Source organism: Rhodoferax sp. SPJ21 (assembly GCF_058216335.1).
This window is the reverse complement of sequence record NZ_JBYZMO010000002.1, coordinates 910,861-932,961: the sequence shown is the minus strand read 5'-3', so window position 1 is coordinate 932,961 and position 22,101 is coordinate 910,861. Positions and strand designations below refer to the sequence as shown.

19 protein-coding genes are annotated in these 22,101 nt (G+C 60.2%); 6 read left to right on the top strand and 13 right to left on the bottom strand.

Going from position 1 to position 22,101, the window contains the following annotated elements:
* Position 1: 1 nt before the first annotated feature.
* Genes AC4BBN_RS12170 through AC4BBN_RS12145 form a run of 6 tightly spaced genes read right to left on the bottom strand, consistent with a single transcriptional unit; the run spans position 2 to position 7,001 of the window.
* Entirely contained in the window at positions 2-1,927 is a 1,926-nt protein-coding gene (locus AC4BBN_RS12170; protein WP_490592241.1) for a hypothetical protein, read from the bottom strand.
* A 30-nt stretch (positions 1,928-1,957) separates the two neighbouring features.
* Positions 1,958-4,096, bottom strand: a complete 2,139-nt coding sequence (locus AC4BBN_RS12165) for a type IV pilus secretin PilQ (RefSeq protein ID WP_490592240.1) — start codon at positions 4,094-4,096, stop codon at positions 1,958-1,960.
* A complete protein-coding gene (locus AC4BBN_RS12160; protein ID WP_490592239.1) occupies positions 4,093-4,635 on the bottom strand; it encodes a pilus assembly protein PilP in 543 nt (180 codons plus the stop codon). The genes AC4BBN_RS12165 and AC4BBN_RS12160 overlap by 4 nt, the downstream gene beginning before the upstream one ends.
* Complete coding sequence (locus tag AC4BBN_RS12155; protein WP_490592238.1) at positions 4,632-5,291, bottom strand: type IV pilus inner membrane component PilO; 660 nt, start codon at positions 5,289-5,291, stop codon at positions 4,632-4,634. The genes AC4BBN_RS12160 and AC4BBN_RS12155 overlap by 4 nt, the downstream gene beginning before the upstream one ends.
* A gap of 10 nt (positions 5,292-5,301) precedes the next feature.
* Positions 5,302-5,925 carry a PilN domain-containing protein gene (locus AC4BBN_RS12150; RefSeq protein WP_490592237.1) on the bottom strand — a complete coding sequence of 208 codons (624 nt, stop codon included), beginning with the start codon at positions 5,923-5,925 and terminating at the stop codon, positions 5,302-5,304.
* Positions 5,922-7,001, bottom strand: coding sequence for a pilus assembly protein PilM (locus AC4BBN_RS12145; RefSeq protein ID WP_490592236.1), 1,080 nt, complete (start codon positions 6,999-7,001; stop codon positions 5,922-5,924). Before AC4BBN_RS12145 ends, AC4BBN_RS12150 begins: the two co-directional genes overlap by 4 nt.
* 254 nt (positions 7,002-7,255) lie before the next feature.
* Between AC4BBN_RS12145 and AC4BBN_RS12140 the strand changes: the two genes are divergently transcribed.
* Complete coding sequence (locus AC4BBN_RS12140) at positions 7,256-9,646, top strand: penicillin-binding protein 1A (protein WP_490592235.1); 2,391 nt, start codon at positions 7,256-7,258, stop codon at positions 9,644-9,646.
* Here AC4BBN_RS12140 and cyaY read toward each other — a convergent pair whose 3' ends face one another.
* Positions 9,647-9,976 carry an iron donor protein CyaY gene (cyaY, locus tag AC4BBN_RS12135; protein ID WP_490592234.1) on the bottom strand — a complete coding sequence of 110 codons (330 nt, stop codon included), beginning with the start codon at positions 9,974-9,976 and terminating at the stop codon, positions 9,647-9,649.
* Between the two features lie 11 nt (positions 9,977-9,987).
* Between cyaY and lptM the strand changes: the two genes are divergently transcribed.
* Positions 9,988-10,179, top strand: a complete 192-nt coding sequence (gene lptM, locus AC4BBN_RS12130; protein ID WP_490592233.1) for an LPS translocon maturation chaperone LptM — start codon at positions 9,988-9,990, stop codon at positions 10,177-10,179.
* A gap of 133 nt (positions 10,180-10,312) precedes the next feature.
* A complete protein-coding gene (gene lysA, locus AC4BBN_RS12125) occupies positions 10,313-11,590 on the top strand; it encodes a diaminopimelate decarboxylase (RefSeq protein WP_490592232.1) in 1,278 nt (425 codons plus the stop codon).
* Positions 11,591-11,661: 71 nt separating this feature from the next.
* Here the strand turns inward: lysA and AC4BBN_RS12120 are convergent, their stop codons facing one another.
* The gene (locus AC4BBN_RS12120) at positions 11,662-12,126 is read right to left on the bottom strand and encodes a hypothetical protein (RefSeq protein ID WP_490592231.1); all 465 of its coding nucleotides are present in this window, start codon (positions 12,124-12,126) and stop codon (positions 11,662-11,664) included.
* Positions 12,127-12,146: 20 nt separating this feature from the next.
* Positions 12,147-13,316: a hypothetical protein gene (locus tag AC4BBN_RS12115; protein WP_490592230.1), complete on the bottom strand. Its 1,170-nt coding sequence runs from the start codon at positions 13,314-13,316 to the stop codon at positions 12,147-12,149.
* A gap of 106 nt (positions 13,317-13,422) precedes the next feature.
* Between AC4BBN_RS12115 and AC4BBN_RS12110 the strand changes: the two genes are divergently transcribed.
* The 3 genes from AC4BBN_RS12110 to AC4BBN_RS12100 are packed head-to-tail and all read left to right on the top strand — an operon-like array spanning position 13,423 to position 15,945.
* A complete protein-coding gene (locus AC4BBN_RS12110; protein WP_490592229.1) occupies positions 13,423-14,028 on the top strand; it encodes an RNA polymerase sigma factor in 606 nt (201 codons plus the stop codon).
* Positions 14,018-14,548, top strand: a complete 531-nt coding sequence (locus AC4BBN_RS12105; RefSeq protein WP_490592228.1) for a hypothetical protein — start codon at positions 14,018-14,020, stop codon at positions 14,546-14,548. The genes AC4BBN_RS12110 and AC4BBN_RS12105 overlap by 11 nt, the downstream gene beginning before the upstream one ends.
* Positions 14,545-15,945: a caspase family protein gene (locus AC4BBN_RS12100; RefSeq protein ID WP_490592227.1), complete on the top strand. Its 1,401-nt coding sequence runs from the start codon at positions 14,545-14,547 to the stop codon at positions 15,943-15,945. The genes AC4BBN_RS12105 and AC4BBN_RS12100 overlap by 4 nt, the downstream gene beginning before the upstream one ends.
* Positions 15,946-16,005: 60 nt before the next feature.
* Here the strand turns inward: AC4BBN_RS12100 and AC4BBN_RS12095 are convergent, their stop codons facing one another.
* The 4 genes from AC4BBN_RS12095 to msrP are packed head-to-tail and all read right to left on the bottom strand — an operon-like array spanning position 16,006 to position 22,098.
* Complete coding sequence (locus AC4BBN_RS12095; RefSeq protein ID WP_490592226.1) at positions 16,006-18,285, bottom strand: CHAT domain-containing protein; 2,280 nt, start codon at positions 18,283-18,285, stop codon at positions 16,006-16,008.
* Positions 18,285-20,381 carry a TonB-dependent receptor plug domain-containing protein gene (locus AC4BBN_RS12090; RefSeq protein WP_490592225.1) on the bottom strand — a complete coding sequence of 699 codons (2,097 nt, stop codon included), beginning with the start codon at positions 20,379-20,381 and terminating at the stop codon, positions 18,285-18,287. The genes AC4BBN_RS12095 and AC4BBN_RS12090 overlap by 1 nt, the downstream gene beginning before the upstream one ends.
* A gap of 57 nt (positions 20,382-20,438) precedes the next feature.
* Positions 20,439-21,074, bottom strand: a complete 636-nt coding sequence (gene msrQ / locus AC4BBN_RS12085; RefSeq protein WP_490592224.1) for a protein-methionine-sulfoxide reductase heme-binding subunit MsrQ — start codon at positions 21,072-21,074, stop codon at positions 20,439-20,441.
* 22 nt (positions 21,075-21,096) lie between these two features.
* Positions 21,097-22,098 carry a protein-methionine-sulfoxide reductase catalytic subunit MsrP gene (gene msrP, locus AC4BBN_RS12080; RefSeq protein ID WP_490592223.1) on the bottom strand — a complete coding sequence of 334 codons (1,002 nt, stop codon included), beginning with the start codon at positions 22,096-22,098 and terminating at the stop codon, positions 21,097-21,099.
* Positions 22,099-22,101: the final 3 nt, after the last annotated feature.

Genomic DNA, 22,101 nt, shown 5'->3' with positions numbered 1-22,101 from the left:
ATCAGAAAGGAACCCGGGTTACATTGCCTTTGGGCGTAGTAACAGTCACAGTTACCTGCACTGTGGTGCAGTCTGAGGCGCCGTCCAATGCCACCACATGGGTAGTAGCACTTATAGCCCCCCCCGGCACAGTAGCAGAGGTTACAGACTTAACAGTACACAAAGGACTCGTCGAAGTAATGGCTGCAGCCACAGTGGAGCCACTGGGCATCGCATTCCCTCTATTGGTGGAGTCTTGGATAATGACGGAGAAACCCGATGCAGTACGTGATCCACTGAGCGCCATTCGGGCATTCAAGCCCGCAGACCAAGTAATGGTTGTCTGGCGGCGAACCTTGATAGAACTACTCCACCTGCCGTCACATGTATTCGCAACCCAGGGAGTATTCGAATCAGTCGCCACGCAAGCAGTGGTACCAGTCTGGCCACCGTTAACCAACTCATCACCTGCGTTAAAAGTCAAATTACCGTCTACATCTTTGTAGGCTTGACCTATATCGGTGAACGTTTCACCACTGTCGTACGCACCACTGCCGTTGGTATCTACAAAGCTTTCCTCTCCATCCAAATAAGCCAAAACAATATCCCGTCCATTCACAGGCGGCGTGCCAGCATCGGCCCTGTAAGTCACAGTACAAACAGAGTTAGACAGCACGCACCCGCCGTCGACGTTGCCAGATGCTGCAACAAAAGTCACGGCAGTGCCGTCTGGTACGTTGTTACCAGAGCGGTCGCTGACAGAAAAAGTTAACTTCGTGGTCAAACCTGTCCAAGATAAAGCCTCCAAACTATGTTCATTGGCCTCCAGCACAGCCTTCGACTGCGACGGTGTGCCCGATGTCACCACCAGGCTATTAGAGGACGCCGTGATCGCTGTGTTGGAATCCAAAGTTGCGACAACAACCACCGGAACTGGGATAGTGCCCGACGCGATCGTGACAGACACATATCCATCGGTATCGGTGGTCAACCCCGTACTGGCGCTGGCAAAAGTGACTCCCGCCGCTGCGACGGTAGTGGGCAGTGAAAAACTCACCGCCTGCGAAGCCAAGCCGGTGGTTCCGCTGGCATCTACAACCCTGAATCTCAACGTCGCGTTTTTAACGCCAGTCGGCGCTGTAGACACATAAATCTTGCCTGTCGTGGGCGACGTCACCGAATCAAACACCATATTGGTAGCCGTCGCAGCTGCCACCACCACCGACGTAGTTTGGTCGGTGGCACCTGTTGCAGAAGCAGTCAACGTGACAGAGCGCCCTCCGCAAGCGGACAAAGACTTGTAAGTGGAGCTCGCCACACCATTACTTGGGGTGGGCACGCTAGCAGGACTGAAAGTGCCACAACTGGCAGTAAATTTCACATTCACGCCTGCTGCAGCCGCGCCCTCCACCATACCCACCACAGATACAGACGAAGTACCCAGGGCAGCAATACTGGCAGGCGAAGCCGCCAAATTGGAAAGTGACACGTTGGCCGCAGTGGTGCTGAAATTAAGGCTGGATGAAACTGTGGTGCTGCTCACGGTCGTGGTTGCAGTCAGTCGTGCGGCGCCCGTCGTGGTGAGATCAAGCGGGCTGATCAATATCTTTGCAACGCCGCTGCTGTCGGTCAACGCAGCAGTATCTGAGGCACTACCCGCCAAGGTTGCAACCGTGTACGTGGTGGAAAAAGTTACCAACTGGTTAGGCAATGCCGCGCCACTAGAGTCGGTCACGACGGCTTTTGCATAGTAATTGGCACTTTTACTAATGGCATTTGCAGTGAGCGCCGCGCCAGACCCATTCACCAAGGACAAAGCAATGGCTGGCAAAGAGGTGGTTGTTGTCGTAGTGGTGGAGCCACCTGTAGCCCCAGGATTCCCCCCACCTCCGCAAGCGGCCAGCACAACTGCGGCCAATAGCAACAACCAATATTTCACATAACGCATAGATCTTCCCTGCTTTGAATTCGACAGCAATTACCGCGCGGCGGAGCGCTCAATAATCATCTTGGGCGTAATAAACACCAGCATTTCTTTCTTGGTACTTGCCTGAGTTTTTGTTTTGAACAGATTACCCAAATAAGGTATGTCGCCCAATACGGGCACCTTGGTCACGCTGTCTGTCTCATCGAGAGTAAAGATACCGCCAATAACCACTGTCCCGCCGTTTTCCACCAGAACCTGAGTCTTAATGTGCTTGGTATCAATCGCTATACCCGCTGAGGTGGTTTCACCACGGCTATCTTTATTGATATCAAGATCCAGAATGATATTGCCCTCAGGGGTGATCTGCGGGGTGACTTCCAGCTTCAGGTTGGCCTTGCGGAAAGCGACAGATGTTGCACCGCTGGATGTTGCCTGTTGGTAAGGAAACTCGGTACCCTGCTCAATCAATGCCTTAGTCTGGTCGGCGGTCACAATGCGCGGGCTCGATACCAGCTTACCCTTCCCATCGTTTTCCAAAGCCGATATCTCCAAGTTCAAGAAGCGATTCGCTGCACTGCTAAAAATGGACAACGCAAAAGACGCTGCGTCATACCCTCCCTGCCCTACGGCCCCCAGATTCACAAAATTGCTACTGGTATCCACAGCCGCCCCACTCGAGCCATTGCTAGCCGTCACATTGCTGTAACTCGTACCAACCGTAAAACGGGTGTTACCAGAAAGTCCGTAGCTGCCTGCGGCAGTTCCCGAAGTAGTCGAACTTCCCGCCGTAGAGCCCAGCTTTACACCCAGTGATTTACCGAATGTATCTGAGGCCTCGACAATTCGCGCCTCAATCAAAACCTGACGTACGGCAATATCCAGCTTTTTGATGAGTTCCTGAACAGCTAACAAACGGCTCGGAATATCTGTTACGAACAACTGGTTGGTACGCGGCTCAGATATCGCGGTGCCACGAGCGCTGAGAAAGCGCGGGCCGGTGCTGACAGTTCCGTTCGCAGAGCCACCCAATTGCGTCACGATATCCGACGCTTTGGCATAGTTCATTTGGAACGACTGGGTCTGCAAAGGCTCCAATGCCTGCATAGATGCGATGGATTCCAAGTCCTTTTTGGTACGCGCGTCAATTTCGTCCTTGGGGGCAATCCACAAGACAGAACCCGACTTGCGCATGCCCAAGCCCTTGGAGTCCATGATGATTTGTAGTGCCTGATCCCACGGCACATCTTTCAGGCGCAAGGTAACCGACCCGGTTACCGAGTCAGAGGTCACCACGTTGAAGTTAGTGAAGTCGGCAATGACCTGCAGCAATGCCCGCACTTCAATGCTCTGGAAGTTCAGCGACAGCTTTTCACCAGAGAACCCTGGCGTTTGCACCAGCTTGGTGGTGTCTACTTTTTGTTGGCGTATCTCGACTACAAACTGGCCATCGCTTTGGTAGGCGCTGTGGTCCCAGGCGCCTTTAGGCTCAATAACCATGCGAACACGATCACCTTGTTGGGTGGTGGTGATGGTTTGAACGGGGGTACCAAAATCAGCGACATCCAAGCGGCGACGCAAACCCTCGGGCAAGGTAGAGCTCAAGAACTCCACCACCAAACTCTGGCCTTGCTGGCGCACATCCACACCGACCTGGCTGTTTTGCAGGGAAACGATCACACGACCCGCATTGTCATCAGCGCGGCGGAAATCAATATCCTTTAGCGGCGCCTTGTCTCGGCTGCCGTTATCCGCAAAAGTGGGCGCCGCAGCCATAATCGGAGCCGAGGCAACTGGGTCGAGCACCACCAGCAAAGATTTGCCCTTGATTTCCGCCTTGTAGGAAGTAGCTTGCTTGAGATTGAGCACCACGCGCGAACGCTCACCCACTTGAACCACATTCACAGAACGCAAATTACCCTGGTTCACATCAATAGACGAACGGCCAATGCCGTTGGACACACCAGGGAAATCCAATGCGATGCGGGCAGGAGACTGGATGGACACACCAGAAGGCAAAGCGGCCAATGGCGCAGAAAGATCAATCCGAATAACTTCGGATCCCCCTTGCAGGGAACCTGTCACAGATTCGATCGCAGTCTGGGCATGTGCTGTGACCGAGACCACAGCCATTACCAATGCGATTGCCAAACGGTCTAGCATGTGCCACCCCTTCAGATTTTGCTTTTTCATTTCGCTCTCTCTTGTAGCACCAAACTAGCCTGCCGCTCGACCCAATCACCCGTGGCGTCTTGCACGATTTCCCGCAAACTCATTTCGGACTCGTCAATCTTGGTCACCAAACCGTAGTTCAAACCCAAGTGGTTGCCTACACGGACCTGGTACAACAAATTATCAATACGCACCAAAGCCACGGGTTGACCGGCTTTGCGCAAGCTACCGACCATGACCATGGAGTCCACAGGATAGGCCTCAAGTGCCTCCTTACGACGGGCCAATTCTGGCGCGATCAATGCAGTGTTCGCCACGCTCTGGGTTGAATCGCGCTTAAGTGCCTGCGTCAACTTCTGCAGGTTAAACGGGTCTACAGCGCCTTCTTGAGTATAGGCCTGGGGAATAAATTTCTTAGGCTCAACCAATGGGATGACACGTGGATGAACCGTGCTGCGTTGCTCACTCATCCATTGGCGCAACTCATCTTCACCGGATGCACCGCACCCAGCCAACAGCGCAATCGAAAACCCAACCAATGCATACGACAGGAACCTCATTTTTTGGCTCCTGGTTTCTGCGCCGCAATTTCATCGGCATCCAGATATCGGAAAGTGCGCGCAGTCACATCCATCGACAAGTTGCCATCTGCTAATGGCTGAATTGAAAGATTATTTAAAGTCACAATGCGCGAAAGATTCGCCACATCGGAAGCAAAAGATCCAATATCGTGATAACGCCCAGTAACTCTTACGGCAATAGGAAGCTCTGCGTAATAATCTTTAACAATTACTTGCCCAGGACGGAAAACTTCAAACTGCAAACTTCGTCCCAAGCCTGCCTGGTTAATATCCGACAGCAATGCCGCCATTTCCGCCTTGCTTGGCAATTGCTTTTCCAGCTGCGTCACATATTGCTGCACCTGCTCACGCTGCTTCTTCAGCGCATCCAAGTTCACCGCCTTGGCAAATTTTTTCTGGTACGTGTCGCGTAGCTCTACTTCTTTGGCGCGCTCAGCATTGAGGTCATCTTCGTAGCTGCTAAGCCAGGCAAACCAGAGAGCAAAAACCACGGCCAAAATTACAGCCAAAAACAATAGCGCGCGAGGCACCACGGGCCATTGCGACGGATCACTGGGGTGCAAGTTGCGAAACTGCTTTTGCACCGTCTCCTGTACCGCAGGGAGGTCAATATTAAATGAAGGTTTTTTAGCCATGACAGTCTTGCTATGGACGAGCGGGAGCAGAAGCTGGAACGGCATCGGAAGCATCAGCGGCTTTTTGCACTTCGCTGGATCGCATCAATCGCACACGTAGATTGAATTTGGCCACGCGCCGTTGATCCCTTGGCGTCAACGCTACGCTGCCTGCGACGATTTCCGTCAATTCGGGACGTGAGAGCCAAGGGGAGTTGTTTGCCAAATTCCTCAATAGCTCGGAAATACGCTCGTTCGATTGCGCCACGCCTTGTATGGCGACGCTTTGGCCTTCCTGCTTAAGGCTGGTGATATAGGTGCCGTCCGGCAGCTGTTTCACCAACTCATTCAGCAGATACACCGGCAGATTTCTATCCGCCTGCAAGTCTTCCACCGCCTTCTGGCGTTCCGTCAAAGCCTTGATCTCCGCCTCGATATTGGCGATTTCCTTGATCTGCCCGTCTAGCACCGCGACTTCTTTGGTCAAAAAAGCATTGCGCTCTTGCTGATCAGATATCTGGTTTTCATACCAAAGAAATCCCACACCTATCAGCAAGGCGCCAAACACTGCAGACAGCGCCAAGGTGGCGTTGAAAGTCTCACGCCTACGCTTTCGGGCCGCCTCACGGTGCGGCAATAGATTGATCAGAATCACTGCAGAAACCTCCGCATGGCCAGACCACAAGAGGTCAAATACGAAGGCGCTTCGCGCATCACTTTGTTCAGACGCACGTCACTACCCATTTCCATGCCATCGAACGGATTGACCAAAGTGCAGGCAAATGAAGAAACCTGGGTCACCGCCTCGACAAGGCCCGGCAAGGAGGCAGAGCCTCCAGCCAGAAACACCATGTCCACCGAGTTATACGGCGTACTGGTGAAGAAGAATTGCAGCGCCCGCCCGACTTCCTGGGCCAAGCTATCCACAAAGGGCTGCAGTACGACGCTGGCGTAGTCCTCTGGCAGTTCACCGCTGCGTTTTTTGGACTCTGCCTCTTCCGGGGAAAACCCATACTGCCGGACGATCAGTTGCGTCAGCTGAGCACCACCAAACGCCTGGTCACGCTCATACAAGACCTCGTCGTTGCAAATGATCTGCATACTGGTGGTCAAAGCTCCTACCTCAAACAGTGCCACCTTGAGGTTGACACCTTGGTTGGGCATGCGCTCAATCAACCGCGAAGCTGCCAAGCGAGAGGAGTAGGACTCAATGTCCAAAACGACTGGGTTCAGGCCTGCAGCCTCCGCCAACCCTTGTCGATCTTGAACTTTTTCTTTGCGCGACGCGGCAATCAACACATCCACATCGCCTGCAGAACTTGCACTCGGGCCCACCACACAAAAATCCAAGCTCACTTCTTCCAGAGAAAACGGGATGTATTGATTGGCCTCTGATTCGACCTGGACTTCCAACTCCATATCAGACATGCCACCAGGCAACACGATTCGCTTGGTAATCACGGCCGATGGAGGCAACGCCATGGCCACGTTCTTGGTGCGAGTACCGCTTTTCTTGACCAACCGACGCACAGCTTCCGCTACTTCGTCGAATTTTTCGATATTTCCATCGGTGATCCAGCCGCGTTCGAGCGGCTCAATCGCGCACCGCTTCAAAACCAAATTACCGGCAGCATCGTGGTCCAGCTCGACCAGCTTCAGGCTGGATGAGCTCACGTCAATACCCAATAGCGGCAAAGGTTTACGGCTGAATAACGATCCCAATGAGATCAAATCCTTCTCCTGGTAGTGCGCAAGACGCTACAAAATCTAACAAATTTTGGGGATGCTATCAGCAAGATTGGGGCCGGCAAAGCATATTTATCAATACGCCGAACCCATTCGTGGCTGAAAAACACCGCTGCTGCGGCATGGTATCCGGACAATGCGCCAAGTCTACTGCGTGAGCCATACCGAGCGTAAAGGCAAAATGAGGGCAATTTACGTAGCTTTCATTCCCATCGTCCCTATTTGGCACTCTGTTTGTTATGCCCACAAAACCCACGTCTAGTGCCCCGCCTCCCGCGCCCAAGTCCCGATCCACTCTGGCCACCTGGTCCCTACGTTTGCTGCTGTGGGGCTCAGGTATCGTTGCTGCGGGCGTACTGGCTGTTGCATTAGTTATCGGCATCGCACTGGCGGTTGCATACCCCAACTTGCCCGATATTTCGGATCTTTCCGACTATCGCCCCAAGCTTCCTTTGCGGGTGTTCTCGTCCGAGGGCATCTTGTTGGGCGAATATGGGGAAGAACGCCGCTCCTTAACGCCCATCAAAGAAATCCCGCAGGTCATGAAAGATGCCGTTCTGGCCATCGAAGATGCGCGCTTTTACCAGCACGGCGGCGTGGATTACAAAGGCATGGTGCGCGCCACGCTGGCCAATTTGGGGCACGTCAAAAGCCAGGGCGCCTCGACCATCACCATGCAGGTGGCGCGTAACGTCTATCTGACCGCTGAGAAAAGCTATACACGCAAGATCTATGAAATCCTGCTGACCTTCAAGCTGGAGCACGCCTTCAGCAAGGACCAGATTCTGGAAATCTATATGAATCAGATCTTCCTAGGCAACCGTGCCTATGGCTTTGCAGCTGCGGCAGAAACCTATTTCGGCAAACCACTGAAAAACATCTCGGTTGCCGAGGCCGCCATGTTGGCAGGCCTGCCCAAGGCACCCTCCGCTTACAACCCGATCACCAACCCGTCCCGCGCCAAGGTGCGTCAGCAGTACATCATTACCCGGATGGAGGAAAACGGCTTCATCACCGAGGAACAGGCCAATGCCGCGCGCAAGGAAGAGCTGAAAGTTCGCTCTGGCGCCAGCAACGACCGCGTACATGCCGAATACGTGACCGAAACCGTGCGACAGCTGATGTTCAACCAATACGGCGAAGAAACCTACACCCGTGGGCTGAATGTGTACACCACGCTCAAAGCCGAAAACCAGGACGCAGCCTACAAATCCCTGCGCAGGGGCTTGATGGACTTCGAGCGCCGCCAGATCTACCGCGGCCCGGAAAAATTTGTCACTTTGCCCACCAAAGCCGATGAAGTGGACGATGCGATTGACGAAGCCTTGACCGACCACCCAGACAACGGCGACGTAATGTCAGCCATCGTGCTGGACGCCAACCCCAAGAAGATCACTGCCGTGCGCCAAAACGGCGATGCAGTGGAAATCACCGGCGACGGGCTCAAGCCAGCCCAATCCGGCCTGTCCGACAAAGCCCCGCCCAATATCAAGATCCGCCGCGGCGCCATCATCCGCGTCACCAAGACGCCGAAAAACACCTGGGAAATCACCCAGCTGCCCGAGGTCGAAGGCGCTTTCGTGGCCCTGGACCCACGCGACGGAGCCATCAAGGCTCTGGTCGGAGGCTTCGACTTCCAGAAAAACAAGTTCAACCACGTTACCCAGGCCTGGCGCCAACCCGGCTCCAGCTTCAAGCCTTTTATTTACTCTGCGGCGTTGGAAAAAGGCTTTACGCCGGCCACGGTGGTCAACGATGCGCCGCTATTCTTTGATGCGGGCGTGACCGGCGGCCAGCCCTGGGAGCCCAAAAACTACGACGGCAAGTTTGAAGGTCCGATGCCATTGCGCACCGCCCTTGCCAAGTCGAAAAACATGGTGTCCATTCGCATTCTGCAGGCCGTGGGACCCCAAACGGCCCAGGAATGGATCACCCATTTCGGCTTCGAGGCCGAAAAGCACCCGGCCTACCTGACCATGGCACTGGGCGCGGGCTCGGTCACACCCATGCAGATGGCCACGGCTTACTCGGTATTTGCCAATGGCGGCTACCGCATCAACCCCTGGCTGATTACCAAGGTCACAGACCAACGCGGAAAGGTGCTGGTCGAAACCAAGCCCAACGGACTGAACGAGACCATGCGCGCCATCAGCCCGCGCAACGCGTTCATGATGTCTAGCCTACTGAATGAAGTCACGTTGCGCGGTACTGCCGCCTCGGCCCAGCGCATCTTGAAACGCCCCGACGTGTACGGGAAGACCGGCACCACCAACGACTCGATAGATGCCTGGTTCGCGGGCTACCAGCCCACGCTCACCGCCATCACCTGGATTGGCTACGACACCCCACGCAACCTGGGCGCACGCGAAACCGGCGGCGGGTTAAGCCTGCCGGTGTGGATCAGCTTCATGGAAAAGGCCCTCAGCGGCGTACCCGTGGCAGAACTCGTGGCACCCGAGGGCGTGACCAACGTGGGCGGAGAATGGTTCTACAACGAATACAGCCGCACCAGCGGAGTCTCCAGCCTGGGCCTGGACGACAAGGGGGCCGCCACCAATGGCGGCACAGCGCCCCCAGCACCACCGGCCACCGAGGAGCGCAACCGCATCCTCGACCTGTTCAAAAACTGATCAGGCGGAGAACACCAGCGGCAGGCCCGCCTGCGCGCTGGCATCACGCGACAGGCTGGCAAAAAACTCGCCCTGGCCCTTGGTATCTCTCCACTGCTCGCTATCAAACTTGTAGTGGTAGCCGCCCGACTTGGCGGCCATCCATACCTCTTGCAGAGGCTTTTGCAGATTGATGATGATCTGGCTGCGGTTAGGGAAGGTCAGCGTCACCATGCCGCCGGTGCGCTGGTTGTCGATATCCGCGTCGGTGCTGTCGTTGATGCGGTCGCAGCTTGCCTCCACAGCCTGAAGCAAAATTTCTGCGCGGTCCATGAACTCGGGGTCGGTCATACAATTTCGCCATGTTGAAGTTAAGCCAAATTCTAGTCAGACCCGTTGTTGCTACCGCCTGTATGGTGATTCTGGGCGCCTGCGGCCAGAAGGGTGAGCTCTACCACCCGACCGAGCCAGCCGCAGCCAAGCGCGCCACGCTGCCGCAAACACTGACGCCAGAGATACTTAAACCGGCAGAAAAGCCAGCCTCTGCCCCCTGAAAACCGCGACTTAAAGTGTTTTGCCGGAAAAGCTTGGATCTACAGGCTCGACCGTGAAAACACCTTGTATTCGCCATGGCCTTTGCCCTGCTGGCGCAACTAACATGGCACAAACTTTTTGCTCGACCATCCTATGACCTCCACGCCCCTGCCCGGCCAGCCCCATATTGCCTACCAAGACAACGTCCTCTGCGTGGAAGGCCAGTCGCTGGCGGCGCTGGCGCATACCCACGGCACGCCCTTGTACGTGTACTCCAAAGCCGCGATGCTGGACGCGCTAGCAGCCTACCAGCGCGGCTTTGCAGGGCGCAATGCGCAGATCTGCTACGCCATGAAGGCCAACTCCTCCCTGGGCGTGCTGCAGGTCTTTGCCGAAGCAGGCTGCGGTTTTGACATCGTGTCCCAAGGGGAGCTGGAGCGTGTGCTGGCTGCAGGAGCCGTGCCGTCCAAGGTGATCTTCTCAGGTGTGGGCAAGACCCGCGCCGAAATGCGCCACGCCCTGCAAGCGGGTATTGGCTGCTTCAACGTGGAAAGCACAGCCGAGCTGGAAGTGCTGAACGAGGTAGCCCTGTCCCTGGGGCTGCGTGCACCCATCAGCATCCGCGTGAACCCGAACGTAGACCCCAAGACCCACCCCTATATTTCCACCGGGCTCAAAGGCAACAAGTTCGGTATTGCCCACGAAGACACCCTCGCCACCTACCAGCGCGCGGCCAGCTTGTCCGGCCTGGAGGTGAAGGGCATTGACTGCCATATCGGCTCGCAGATCACCGAAGAAACGCCCTACCTGGACGCCATGGACCGCGTGCTGGACCTGGTGGACGCCATCGAAGCCGCCGGCATCACCCTGCACCACATCGACTTTGGTGGCGGCCTGGGTATCAACTACCAAGGCGACACGCCACCTGCCGCCGACGCGCTGTGGCACAAGCTGCTGGCCAAGCTGGACGCCCGTGGCTACGGCCAACGCCAGCTGATGATCGAGCCCGGCCGCTCCCTGGTGGGCAATGCCGGTGTCTGCCTGACCGAGGTGCTCTACCTCAAGCCCGGAGAGCAAAAGAACTTCTGCATCATCGACGCGGCCATGAACGACCTGCCCCGCCCGGCCATGTACCAGGCTTACCACCACATAGCACCAGTCACGCCACGCGCAGATGTCACCACTGCGTACGACGTGGTCGGCCCGGTGTGTGAAAGCGGAGACTGGATTGGCCGCGACCGCGACCTGGCGGTGCAACCCGGCGACGTGCTCGCCGTGCTGTCCGCTGGCGCCTACTGCATGAGCATGGCCAGCAACTACAACAGCCGGGGCCGCGCGGCGGAAATCTTGGTGGATGGAAACAAGGCCCACGTCATTCGCGCCCGGGAAAGCCTGGCCGACCAACTGCGGCTGGAAACACTGGTGCGTTAAATACTATTATTTTGATAGCTACCAGCGCATGTATTACTTGCGCCGGCGGGCTATTTGATCAATAAATGGCTTTAGCTTTTGAGTGGAATGCCGCCCAGCCTCTTCAGCACGGGCTGCACTTTCAGGATGTGCTGGATCTCGGTGCCGAACATGAGGTACAGCAACCCCCAATACACCAACAGCGCAATCAGGGGCGCCATGCCGTTCGTTACCGAGGCAATGCCTCCGTAGATCGCAGCGCCAAACCCTAGGCCCATCAGCAGCACAAAAACCAAGGTCGCCATGCTGCGGGACCAGTAGTAAATCTTGCCTCCGGGCAGCTTCACGCCGACGATGTTTTTGCCCGCCAGGTACAGCGTTACCGGATGGCCCAGGCCCCGGGGCATGAAGTCCTCCAGGCTTTGGGCCGTGGTGACTTTTTGCAGGATATGGTCCCCAATTTCGATGGTGTCGTAGCGGACAAATGATTTGCCCGCCGCGTTGCGGGTGACTGCTGCACTGCCGAGCATGGCCAGTGTTCCAGATATTTCTTGCATGGCGATGTCGCTTTTGGAAGTTACTTCTTGCTGCACAAGGTGACGCTACGGGCACCATCGCGCTCCACCGCCAATACGCTGGCCGACAGCGGCAGCGCCAACACGCCACTTCCGTTGAAAGTGCTGACAACCATGCCTGGGAAGGTCAGCAAGGCTCCATTGCTGGCGTTCACCTTGTTGTAAGACAGGGTTTCTGTCCAGCTGCTGGGGGTTTCTGCAGGGTTGGTCACGGCGTTGGTGTTGCCGTTGATCGCCAGGGTGGCGGTAGCGTTGCCGACCGGGCAGGTCCATCCGCCATTGAGCTCATTGCTCTGCAAGGTTTGCGCCTTCACCGCGTAAAAGTTACCCACACGCACCGTGTTGCTCAAGCCGCTGTCGCCATTGCCATAGCGGTCGATCAGCAGCACGGTGCCCAGGTTGCCGTTTTGCACCAGCAGATTGCCAAAGTCGTGGGTCTGGTTGTCGCCGCCTGTGATGGTTAATTTGTAGAAGCCTCCATTGCTGCCGCTCACCTTGCTGACGGCCAGCACGCCCTTCTCGGGTGCCTGGCCACTGCTGTCTACCACGGTGCAATTGCCGCTGCTATCCACCCCGCCACCCACACACAGGGTTGCGCTGGCGCCATTGCTGGAAATCGACAGCTGGCCTGCATAGAACTCGCTGTTCGTGCCGCCTACCTTGTCGCGGGTGGTGCCGATGAAGTTGTAGATACCGGCCAGCTTGCTGGCGTCAGCCACTTGGTAGGGCGTGCCCGAGACTTGGGCGGTTTGCCCTCCCACAGTCATGCTGCCCAGCAAGGCGCCCGTACGGGTGTCTTGGGTCAGGCTGACTTTGTTGGCCAACGTGTAGGTAACCACATCGCCCACAACGGTACGGCTCAGGGTGCCGGACTCGGCAGCCAGGGCGTATTGCGAGTTGTTGGGCGTCAAGGTGTAAGCCCCTGTGGTTTTGTTCACCACCAGGCGCCAGGTGTCGCCGATGCTGGCCAGCACGTCAAAGGCTTCTGAATTGCTATCGCTGGAGATAGCGGTGGCCGACAACGCGGTCAGGTTGTTGGAAGCCGCAGTTGCCACCGGCGAGGCCGTGTTGCTGCTCGTATCCGATGTCCCGCCGCCGCTACCGCCGCCGCAGGCGGTCAAAGCAGCAACCAAAAGAGCCGAGAGAGTCAGATGGATTTGTGGTGTCTTCATGAGGGGGGTCCGTAGTAAAAAAAGTAGCCGCCCGTCTTATTCGCTGCCGCGACACATTCGGTTCAAAAAATATGCACCGCTACGCAGCTATCATTCCGCCGACCCCATGCAGCCCCAGTCCCATCCGTCCGAACTGCTCGCCGCCATCCGCACCGGTGACACCCGCGCCCTTGACAGCCTGTACCGCAGCTGGTCGGCCAAGGTGCGGCTGTTTGCGCGCATGCAACTGGCGCCCAGCGGCTTGGATGCAGAGGCGCTGGCCGACGAAATCACGATTGATGTGTTCCACGACCTGTGGCGTGCGCCCGAGCGATTCGACGGACGTGTGGCCTTCAGCACCTGGTTGTTCACCCTGGCACGTAACAAAGCCATTGACCGCCTGCGCCATCTGCAACGCCGCGTGCCCACGGAAAGCCTGGACGATCTGGATGGCATAGACCCACCCGCCGACACGCAGTACGAGCCCCCTGCACAACTGGCACAACGGCAACGGCAGCACGGCGTAATGGACTGCCTGCGCCGCCTGCGCAACCCGCTGCAGCGCGAGGGCCTGATGCTCTGGGCGCTGGAGGACATGCCCCTGGCCGACATCGCCCTGCTGCAAAACAGCCCTGAAAACACCGTCAAGACGCGGCTCTACCATGGCCGCCTGAACCTGCGCGCCTGCCTGGAACGCTGGTTGGCCCAAGAAGGAGGCTCCGATGGCACATAGCCATTTAGACAGCGATGCGGACGCCGCACTGCACACCAGCCTGCAGCAGGCCCTGCACGCCGAGCTGACACACATCGATCCCGAAGCCGGGCTGGCCCAGTTGCACGCCCGCCTGCAAGCCGACGCAGCCCATGCTCCGGTACGCGCGCCCCAGCCGGCCTGGCACGATAGCCTGCGCCGCTGGTTCACCCGCTGGCCCACCGCCCTGGCCAGCCTGGTCATCGTGCTGCAGGCCGGGCTGCTGGCCTGGCAGAACCACGCGCCCCAGGAAGCCGCGGTGGCCTGGCGCGGCGGCGAGTTAGATGCCCTGCGGGCGGCCACGACCCCCGTGGTGGTGCAGTTCGCACCCCAAGCCTCGCTGCAAGAAGTCAGCGCCCTGCTGCACAGCCTGCAAGCTGAAGCCGTTGCCGGCCCTGATGCCCGTGGGCAATGGACATTGGCCCTGCCGGCCACGCAGGCCGAAGCGGCGCTGGCAAGCCTGCGTGCAAGCCCCCTGGTGCACTCGGCCACGGCCCCGTGACACTCCGCTCGCTGAGCCGCACACTGTGCGCCGCGCTGGCGTGCCTGGTACTTGTAGCCACAGCCCACGCTGAACGCTATGCCGTCTTGGTAGGCGTGTCGCAACTGACCTACCAGCCACGCAACCTGTGGCTGGACGGACCGCAACACGACGTACAAGCCCTGCAAGCCACCCTGCCCGCCCAAGGCATTCGTGCAGACCACACCACCGTGCTGGCGGACGGCGTCGCTGGCGCCACCCCACCGACCCAGGCCGCTATCCTGAATGCGCTGGACGCACTCACTCCCCGGCTGCGGTCTGGCGACAGCGTGTTGCTGTACTGGTCGGGCCACGGCGTGCGCAGCCCGGCCCCACCCAAGCTGCGCCAGGAACCCGATGGGCAAGACGAATACCTGCTGGCACGCGATGCGCAGCTTGAGCGCCGCAGCGGCACCCCTGTGCTGCGCGGGGCCGTGCACGATGCTGCGCTGGGTGCGCGCATCGACGCGTGGCAAACCCGGGGCGCACAGGTGTTTGCGGTGTTCGACTCCTGCCATGCCGCGTCCAGCACGCGAGATATGGCGCCCACCGGGCTGCGCTGGCGCGGGCTGGAACTACGCCAACTCTCCCCAGCGCCAGGCCGGCCCAACATAAACATTGACCCCGACGGCTCTCTGCCTGCACCCCAGCCGCGCCCCGCATTTGTGGCGTTTTACGCCAGCGAAAGCCACCAACGTACGCCCGAATGGAAGGGCGCAGGGCTATTCACCCAGGCCCTGCTGGCGGCCTGGACCGCAGGCCAACCCAGCTACCGCAGCCTGGCGGCCTCCACCCTGCAGCAGTACCAGCAGCTGGCCGCCCGCCTTCCCATTGCCCGCAGCACCTGGCCATCGCCTTTGTTCGAAGGAGATCTGGATGCACCGCTGTGGGGGCACAGCCCTCCGCGCAGCGCAGATGAGCGCTTGCCTGGAGCTGCTGAGCTTTCGGCGCCGGCCCCGCTACCAGCCGGTGTGCGGGCCGGCATCACCCTGCAGCGCCCCGGTCAAGCTACGCAGCGGATCAACGCCCAGGGAAACAACGACCTAGGTCGTTTGCCCGCAGGCAGTCTGCTGACGCTGGTGGTGGAGAACACCAGCGGCACGTCGCTGGACATGGCAGTCACCTACCTGCCCCGCCAGGGCGCATCCCGGGTGCTGTACCCAGCGCAGGCCGGCGATACCAACCGGTTAGAAGCCGGCACACCCGCCGCTCCGGCACGCTGGCAGCAGGCTTTTGCGCTAATCGATGACGGCGCCAAGAGCCAAGAATCACTGCAATTGACCCTGGCGCCTGCATTGCCACAGTCGCTACCGCGAACCTTTTCCGCCGGAGAAGATAGCGGACCTGCGCCTTGGTGGGCGCGCATTACGTGGCGCTGAGCAGCCGCAATACGCGCCTGTCTTTTGTGCCTCTAGCGCATATAAATAGTACGCAAGCAGCTATATTTTAGATAGCAAAACAAACGCCCCCCAGTAATACGGGTGGCGGCCCTCGCCGCCTGGCGCAAGTGGCTGTAGACCCCGAGCCGGCTGGGCCCCGCTGGTTAGCAGCGTCCCTTGGCCCAATTCAGCCAGCTGGGCCGCGCGCAGGGCGTCGGCTTTGCTTTGGCCCTCGGCCAGGTGCTGGTAGAAGCGGCCCATCAGCGTGGCGGTGGACGCATCCGGCACCGGCCATAGACTGGCCAGTACATTCTTGGCGCCGCGTGTGTGGGCCAGCCAGGCCAGGCCGTCGAGGCTGCGGCCCTGTGCGTCTACACCCAGAGGTACAGCCGTGTCGCAGGCGCTGAGGGTCAGCAGGTCCAGCCCGTCGAAGCGGTACGCACCACCCGCCATCGCCGCCAAGGAAACATGTTGGCCATTGCCCAACTGCAACCAGGAAGCACGGCTGTCACCCGGCGCCAGAACGAAATGGCTGGCGATGTGCACCACACTGCGTTGGGCCAGGGCCGCCTGCAGACGCGCCACGGTAAAGCCCGCGTTCAGCGCCAGTGCGCTGTCTGGCGGCGCGGCGCGGCGGATACTGGCCAGCTCGCGCGCGACCTGGGGCAGAGGTGCCAGCCCTGCCTCGCCCCGGCTAGCGCCGAACAAAGCCCAGCCGCCCCGGTCCGCACCAGGAGTCTGCGCAGGCACTGCGCCGCCATCGGCGTTCAATGCCAAGGCATAGCTCTCCACCAGCCAGTGCATGCCATCGTGCAGGGTGCCAAACGGCAGGTAGCGCAGCACGCCTTCGGGGTGCAACAAGACCGGCGTGCCGGTGGGTGGGGGCAAGAGGTGGGCGATAGGGGCCCACAGCAGCGCATACAGGGCCTGGGCCTGCGGGCGGGCATCGCGGCTGGGGTTTTGCAGCGCACGGCGCAGCGCCGCAACCTGCTGCAGCAGCTCCGGCTCGGACACGGGCACATCCACCACGTCCAAGGCGTCGCCACGGGCGACAGCAATCCGCAGGCGGTCGGGCGTGGGCAGGTAAAACACCTGCGGAGTGCCGGTAGCGCTTGAAACCGTGGGCGCAGTGGGCGCCAGGGGCTGGGCCTGCGGCAATGCCTGGCCAGCCAGCAGTGCGGCCACGGCAGCATCCAGAGCCTGCTGCAGCGGCTGCTCCGCCAGGCCCAAGGGCGGGTCCTGGCGGCGCCATTCAGCATAGGCGCGCTCTAGCCGCTGGCGGTGTTGGCCCAGTGCCTGAGCCAGCGGCAGCTCGGCCCCAGTAAATGCCAACCGCTGCCGGCGCGGCTCTTGGCTGCGCACAAGCTGGTGGTAGTCCTCCTCACGGGCCATGGCCAGCACCTGCTCGGCTTCGGGCAGGCGGCGCTGCTCCAGCAGGGCGTCGGCCAGGTCCACGTAGTCCTCGCGCTTATCTTGCATAAAGCTTTGCTGGCGCGTGGGGGGCAAGTCCAAGGTGCTGCTGCGCTCGGTTTGGGCCGCGTTGATGGCCCACTTGGCATAAAAAATTTGTGCAGCGGGAAGTGCAGCCCGGCGGGCACTGTTGGACAGCCGCAGCCCGGAATACAGCTGCAGCCCGGGCTCCTGCAGGGCCCAGCCAATGGCCAAGGACTCCGCCGCAAGGCGCGCCGCAGCCGCCGTGTCACCCAGGCGTTTGACCAGCGTGGACTGCAGGCGCAACAGACTGGCGCGCTCGGCACTGGCACGGCCGTGAAGTTGTTGCGCGTGCGCGGCCATGGCGGCAATATCGGCGACGGCCGGGCCCAATACGGCGGGATCGTCCACCTCGAAATGGGCCAGCAGATCCAAGCGGGCGCGCTGCGCGGTTTGCCGTGGCGCGCTATCAGGGGGCAAGCTGGCCGCACGCGACAAGGCGGTGTCCAGCCATTGCAGGGCGTCGGGCTGGCGGTCCATCCGGCGGGCCAGGTCGGCCAGGTTGATGGCGTTCCAAGCAGCACCTTCGGCAGATGTGGACGCGGCGTTGCGCTCTATGGTCTGGGCCAGGGCGTAAGCAGCATCCAGCTCACCCAGGGCCTTGTGCAGCAGCAGCCTGTCTACTTGCACCTGGCGGCAGCGCTGGTCGGCGCAGGCCTCATCCGATGGCAACCGGGGCTGCAGCCATGCCACCTGGGCCTGGGCGGCCCCCCATTGCTGCAGGCGAACCGCCTGGTGAAGCTGCTGCACATGCCCTGCCAAGAACTGCACAGCAGGGGCCGCCTGCAGGCTGGCACAGGCGCACTGGGCTATGACCAGGGCTGCACGCAACATGCGGGGCCAAGGCATCAGAACTCTTTCTCCAGCGCGACAGAGGCTGCCCACAGCCGGGTTTGCCGCAGTGCAGTGCGCTCAGCGTTGCCGTAGGTATCGGTCATGAGGTAGGAGACGCTGGTGTTGCGGGCACCCAGCTGCGATGCGTTCAGGCGCAGACGGGTGCGCGGGTCGAACTGCCACTGGGCGTAGAGGTCCAGCGCTCGGCGAACACCCGTATCCACGGTCTGCTGGCTGCTGGTGCGTGCGGTGTAGCTGGGCGCAACGTTCAGGTTGCCACCCCAGGAGAGCGGCCAGCGGGCGCTGTGTACGTCAAACCCCAGGTTGAGCAGGGCTCGGGGCTGGCCCGGCAAGCCGTTGGGGCTGGCCACGTCGTCCAGCCGGGTGCGGTACAGGCCCAGGCTGCCGCGCAGGGTCAGCGGCAAGGCGGCTGCCGTGTGGGCCAAGGCCCAGCGGCCATCCAGCTCCAGGCCCTGCACCCGTGCGCCGCCGGCGTTCACCGGAGCCAGCAGCCAGCGGTCGTCTACCCAATCCAGCTGGTACTGGATACGCTGCTGGATGCGGCGCTGCAGCAGGGTGATGCCGAATTCGCCCTGCTGGCCGTCTTCATCCAGCAGCTGGGCCAGGCCCAGCTCTATGCCCGTGGCGCGCTCGGGCTGCAGCAGAGGGTTGCCTTCGGTATCGGGATTGCCAGGCACATTCCAACTGGTGCTGCGGCGGCTGGGCGACAGGTCTTTGAGGCGGGGCGAGCGGTAGGTACGGCCCGCATTCAGGCGCAGGGTGCGCTGTGCATCCAGGCTCCAGGCCAAGGTGGCCGATGGCAGCCAGATGCCCTGCGCGGTTTGGCGCGCCATGCTGTCGTCGGCCACGTCGAGCTGGGTGCGCTCATGGCGCAGGCCGGCCTCCAACTTCCAGCCGGGGGCCAGCTGGGCGATAGCCTGCACGAAGGTGGCCGTTTGCCGGCGCTGCACGCTGCTGTGGCTTTCGTCGCCCCCTTCTGTGTCGGTTTCGCGCTGGGCTTCGGCGTCCACGCGGTAGCCCAACACCCAGTGCAGTGCGTCGTTGGTGGCCACGTCCCAGCGCAGGCCGAGGTGGTGGCCGCTTTGGCGGGTACGCCATTGCTGGTCCTCGGATGAGATTTCGCTGCCCGTGGCATCCCACTGCTGCTGGGCCCAGCTGCCGACATTCCAGCTGCGGTTGCCGCCGACATCGACGGTGAAACGGTCGCCGTTGTCCAGGCGGTGCTTCCACTGCATCTGCGGGCGCAGGCTCCAGGTATGGCTGCGCTCGCGGGTGGGCATGCTGGCGTAGTCGGCTGGCCAGGGAGCTTGCAGACTGTAGGTTTGGTCGGTGTCCAGGCGCTCCATGCTTTTCTCGGCCATGCTGGTAAAGGTCAAGGTGTCGCGCGGGCTGGCGCGCCAGACGATTTGCGGCTCCATGGAAAGGCCACCAGTCTGGTTGGTGCGCACAGTACCGGTCTGGCTGGTGGCGTAGGCCGCACCGCCGGCATCCAGACTGGCACCATCGGCCTGGTCGCGGGGCGCCACGCGGCGTTGCTTGGCGCGGGCGCTAAGCTGGTAGTCCACATCGCCCAAACTACCACTCCACACCAGGCCCAGGGTGGCGCTGGGGCGGCCAGCGTCGGCCCCCCACTGGGTGCTGACGCGCAGCCGCTCGCTTCCGCTGGCGGCGCGGGTGGTGATGCGCAGAATGCCGGCCACGGCCTCACCGCTGTTGGTCGCCGATGCGCCTCGCACCAGCTCCACCTGCTCCACCATATCCACGGTCAGGCCGTCCAGCACAGGGCCGGCGCCAAGTCCGCCAACCGCCTCGCCGTTCACTTCGATACGGGTATAGCCGTTACCCATCCCGCGCAGTTGGACACGACCCTCGGGGCTGATCTGCACGCCGGGCAAGCGGCGCAGCACCTCACTCAAATCGCCACCGTCGCCGAACCGAGCCAGTTCGTCACGGTCGAACACAAGGGTATTGGGGCTAGGCGCCAGCGGGCCGATGACTGTGATGGGTGTCAGTTCAGCGGCATAGGAGACGCCGACAGCAGCGGTAGTGGCCACAAAAGCCACACAGAACAAGGAGCGGGGAGTATTCATACCCCCGCAAGTATCTCAAAATGTAACCAACCTTTTACAAAGCAGTCACTATTCTTTTCATAGCTGCCCGCGCATATTGTTTGTGCGCTGCAAGCCCTTTTTCTTTAAAAACTGCAGCACGCGCCAACCCAACAACACCGCAATGATGGCGGCATACACCGCCACTTCGGCAAAGTTGTGCTTTCCGGCACGCATCCAGAAAAAGTGCAGCACGCCCAGGCCGGCAATCAGATAGACCAGCTTATGCAGCAGCTGCCAGCGTTTGGCGCCCATGGCCTTGATGGCGCGGTTGAAGGACGTGGCAGCCAGCGGTGTCAGTAGCACAAAGGCCAGAAAGCCCACCAGGATGAACGGCCGCTTGGCGATGTCATGAGCGATGTCGCCTACGTCAAAACCCATGTCAAAGCCGCTGTAGCTCAGCAGGTGGACCACCACGTAGAAATACGCAAACAGCCCCAGCATGCGCCGAAACCGGGCCAAGGCAGGCCAGTTGGCGATGGTGCGCAGCGGTGTCACTACCAGCACGATGCAGATAAAGCGCAGAGTCCAGTCGCCGGTGGCGCGGATCAGGTACTCGGCCGGGTTCGCCCCCAGACCGTTGGTGAATGCGCCATACACAAGCCAGGCAAACGGCAGCAAACACAAAACAAACACCAACGGCTTGGCCGCCGGATGCAACAGCAACTTTTTCATGGCAGAACTTTCCGGCGAGCGCTCAGTAGAACTTTTTCAGGTCCATGCCGGCGTACAGCTGGCCAACCTGGGCCTCGTAGCCGTTGAACATCAGCGTCTTGCGCTTCTTGGCGAACAGGCCGTCTTCACCGATGCGGCGCTCGGTCGCCTGGCTCCAGCGCGGGTGGTCCACATCGGGGTTCACGTTGGAAAAGAAGCCATATTCGTTGGAAGCAGCCTTGTTCCAGGCGGTTGCCGGCTGCTTGTCGGTGAAGCGGATCTTGACGATGCTCTTGCCGCTCTTGAAGCCGTATTTCCATGGCACGACCATGCGCACTGGCGCACCGCTTTGGTTGGGCAGCACCTCGCCGTACATGCCAAACGTTAGCAAGGCCAACGGGTGCATGGCCTCGTCCAGGCGCAGACCTTCGACATAGGGCCACGACAAGACCCGCGAACCCACAAAAGGCATGGTCTTGGGGTCTGCCAGGGTGACGAATTCCACATACTTGGCGCTGCCCAAGGGCTCCACGGCCTTGATCAGCGCGCTGAGCGAATAGCCCACCCAGGGGATCACCATGGACCAGCCCTCTACGCAGCGCAGGCGGTAGATGCGCTCTTCCATGGGGCTGAGCTTGAGCAGGTCTTCCAGGGTGTACTTGGCCGGCTTTTTGACCATGCCCTCGATCTCGACCGTCCATGGCTTGGTTTGCAGCGTGCCGGCGTTTTTGGCTGGGTCGGCCTTATCGGTGCCGAATTCGTAGAAGTTGTTGTAGCTGCTGGCGTCTTTGTAGTCGGTGACTTTCTCCATCACCACCGCGCCCGCCACGGACGACTTGGCGCCCACCAGCGGCGGCAGCTTGCCCCCACCTTGTCCAGCCCCCTGGGCCATTGCCTCACGCCCGGCCCAGCCTGCCAAGGCCGCCCCGGCTACCCCCGAGGCCATCAGCTTGACCATGTCACGCCGGCCCTCATAGATGCGCTGCGGCGTGATGTCGCTGGGGGTGGAATGGATGAAACCGTTAGCGCGGGACTTGATCAACATGGA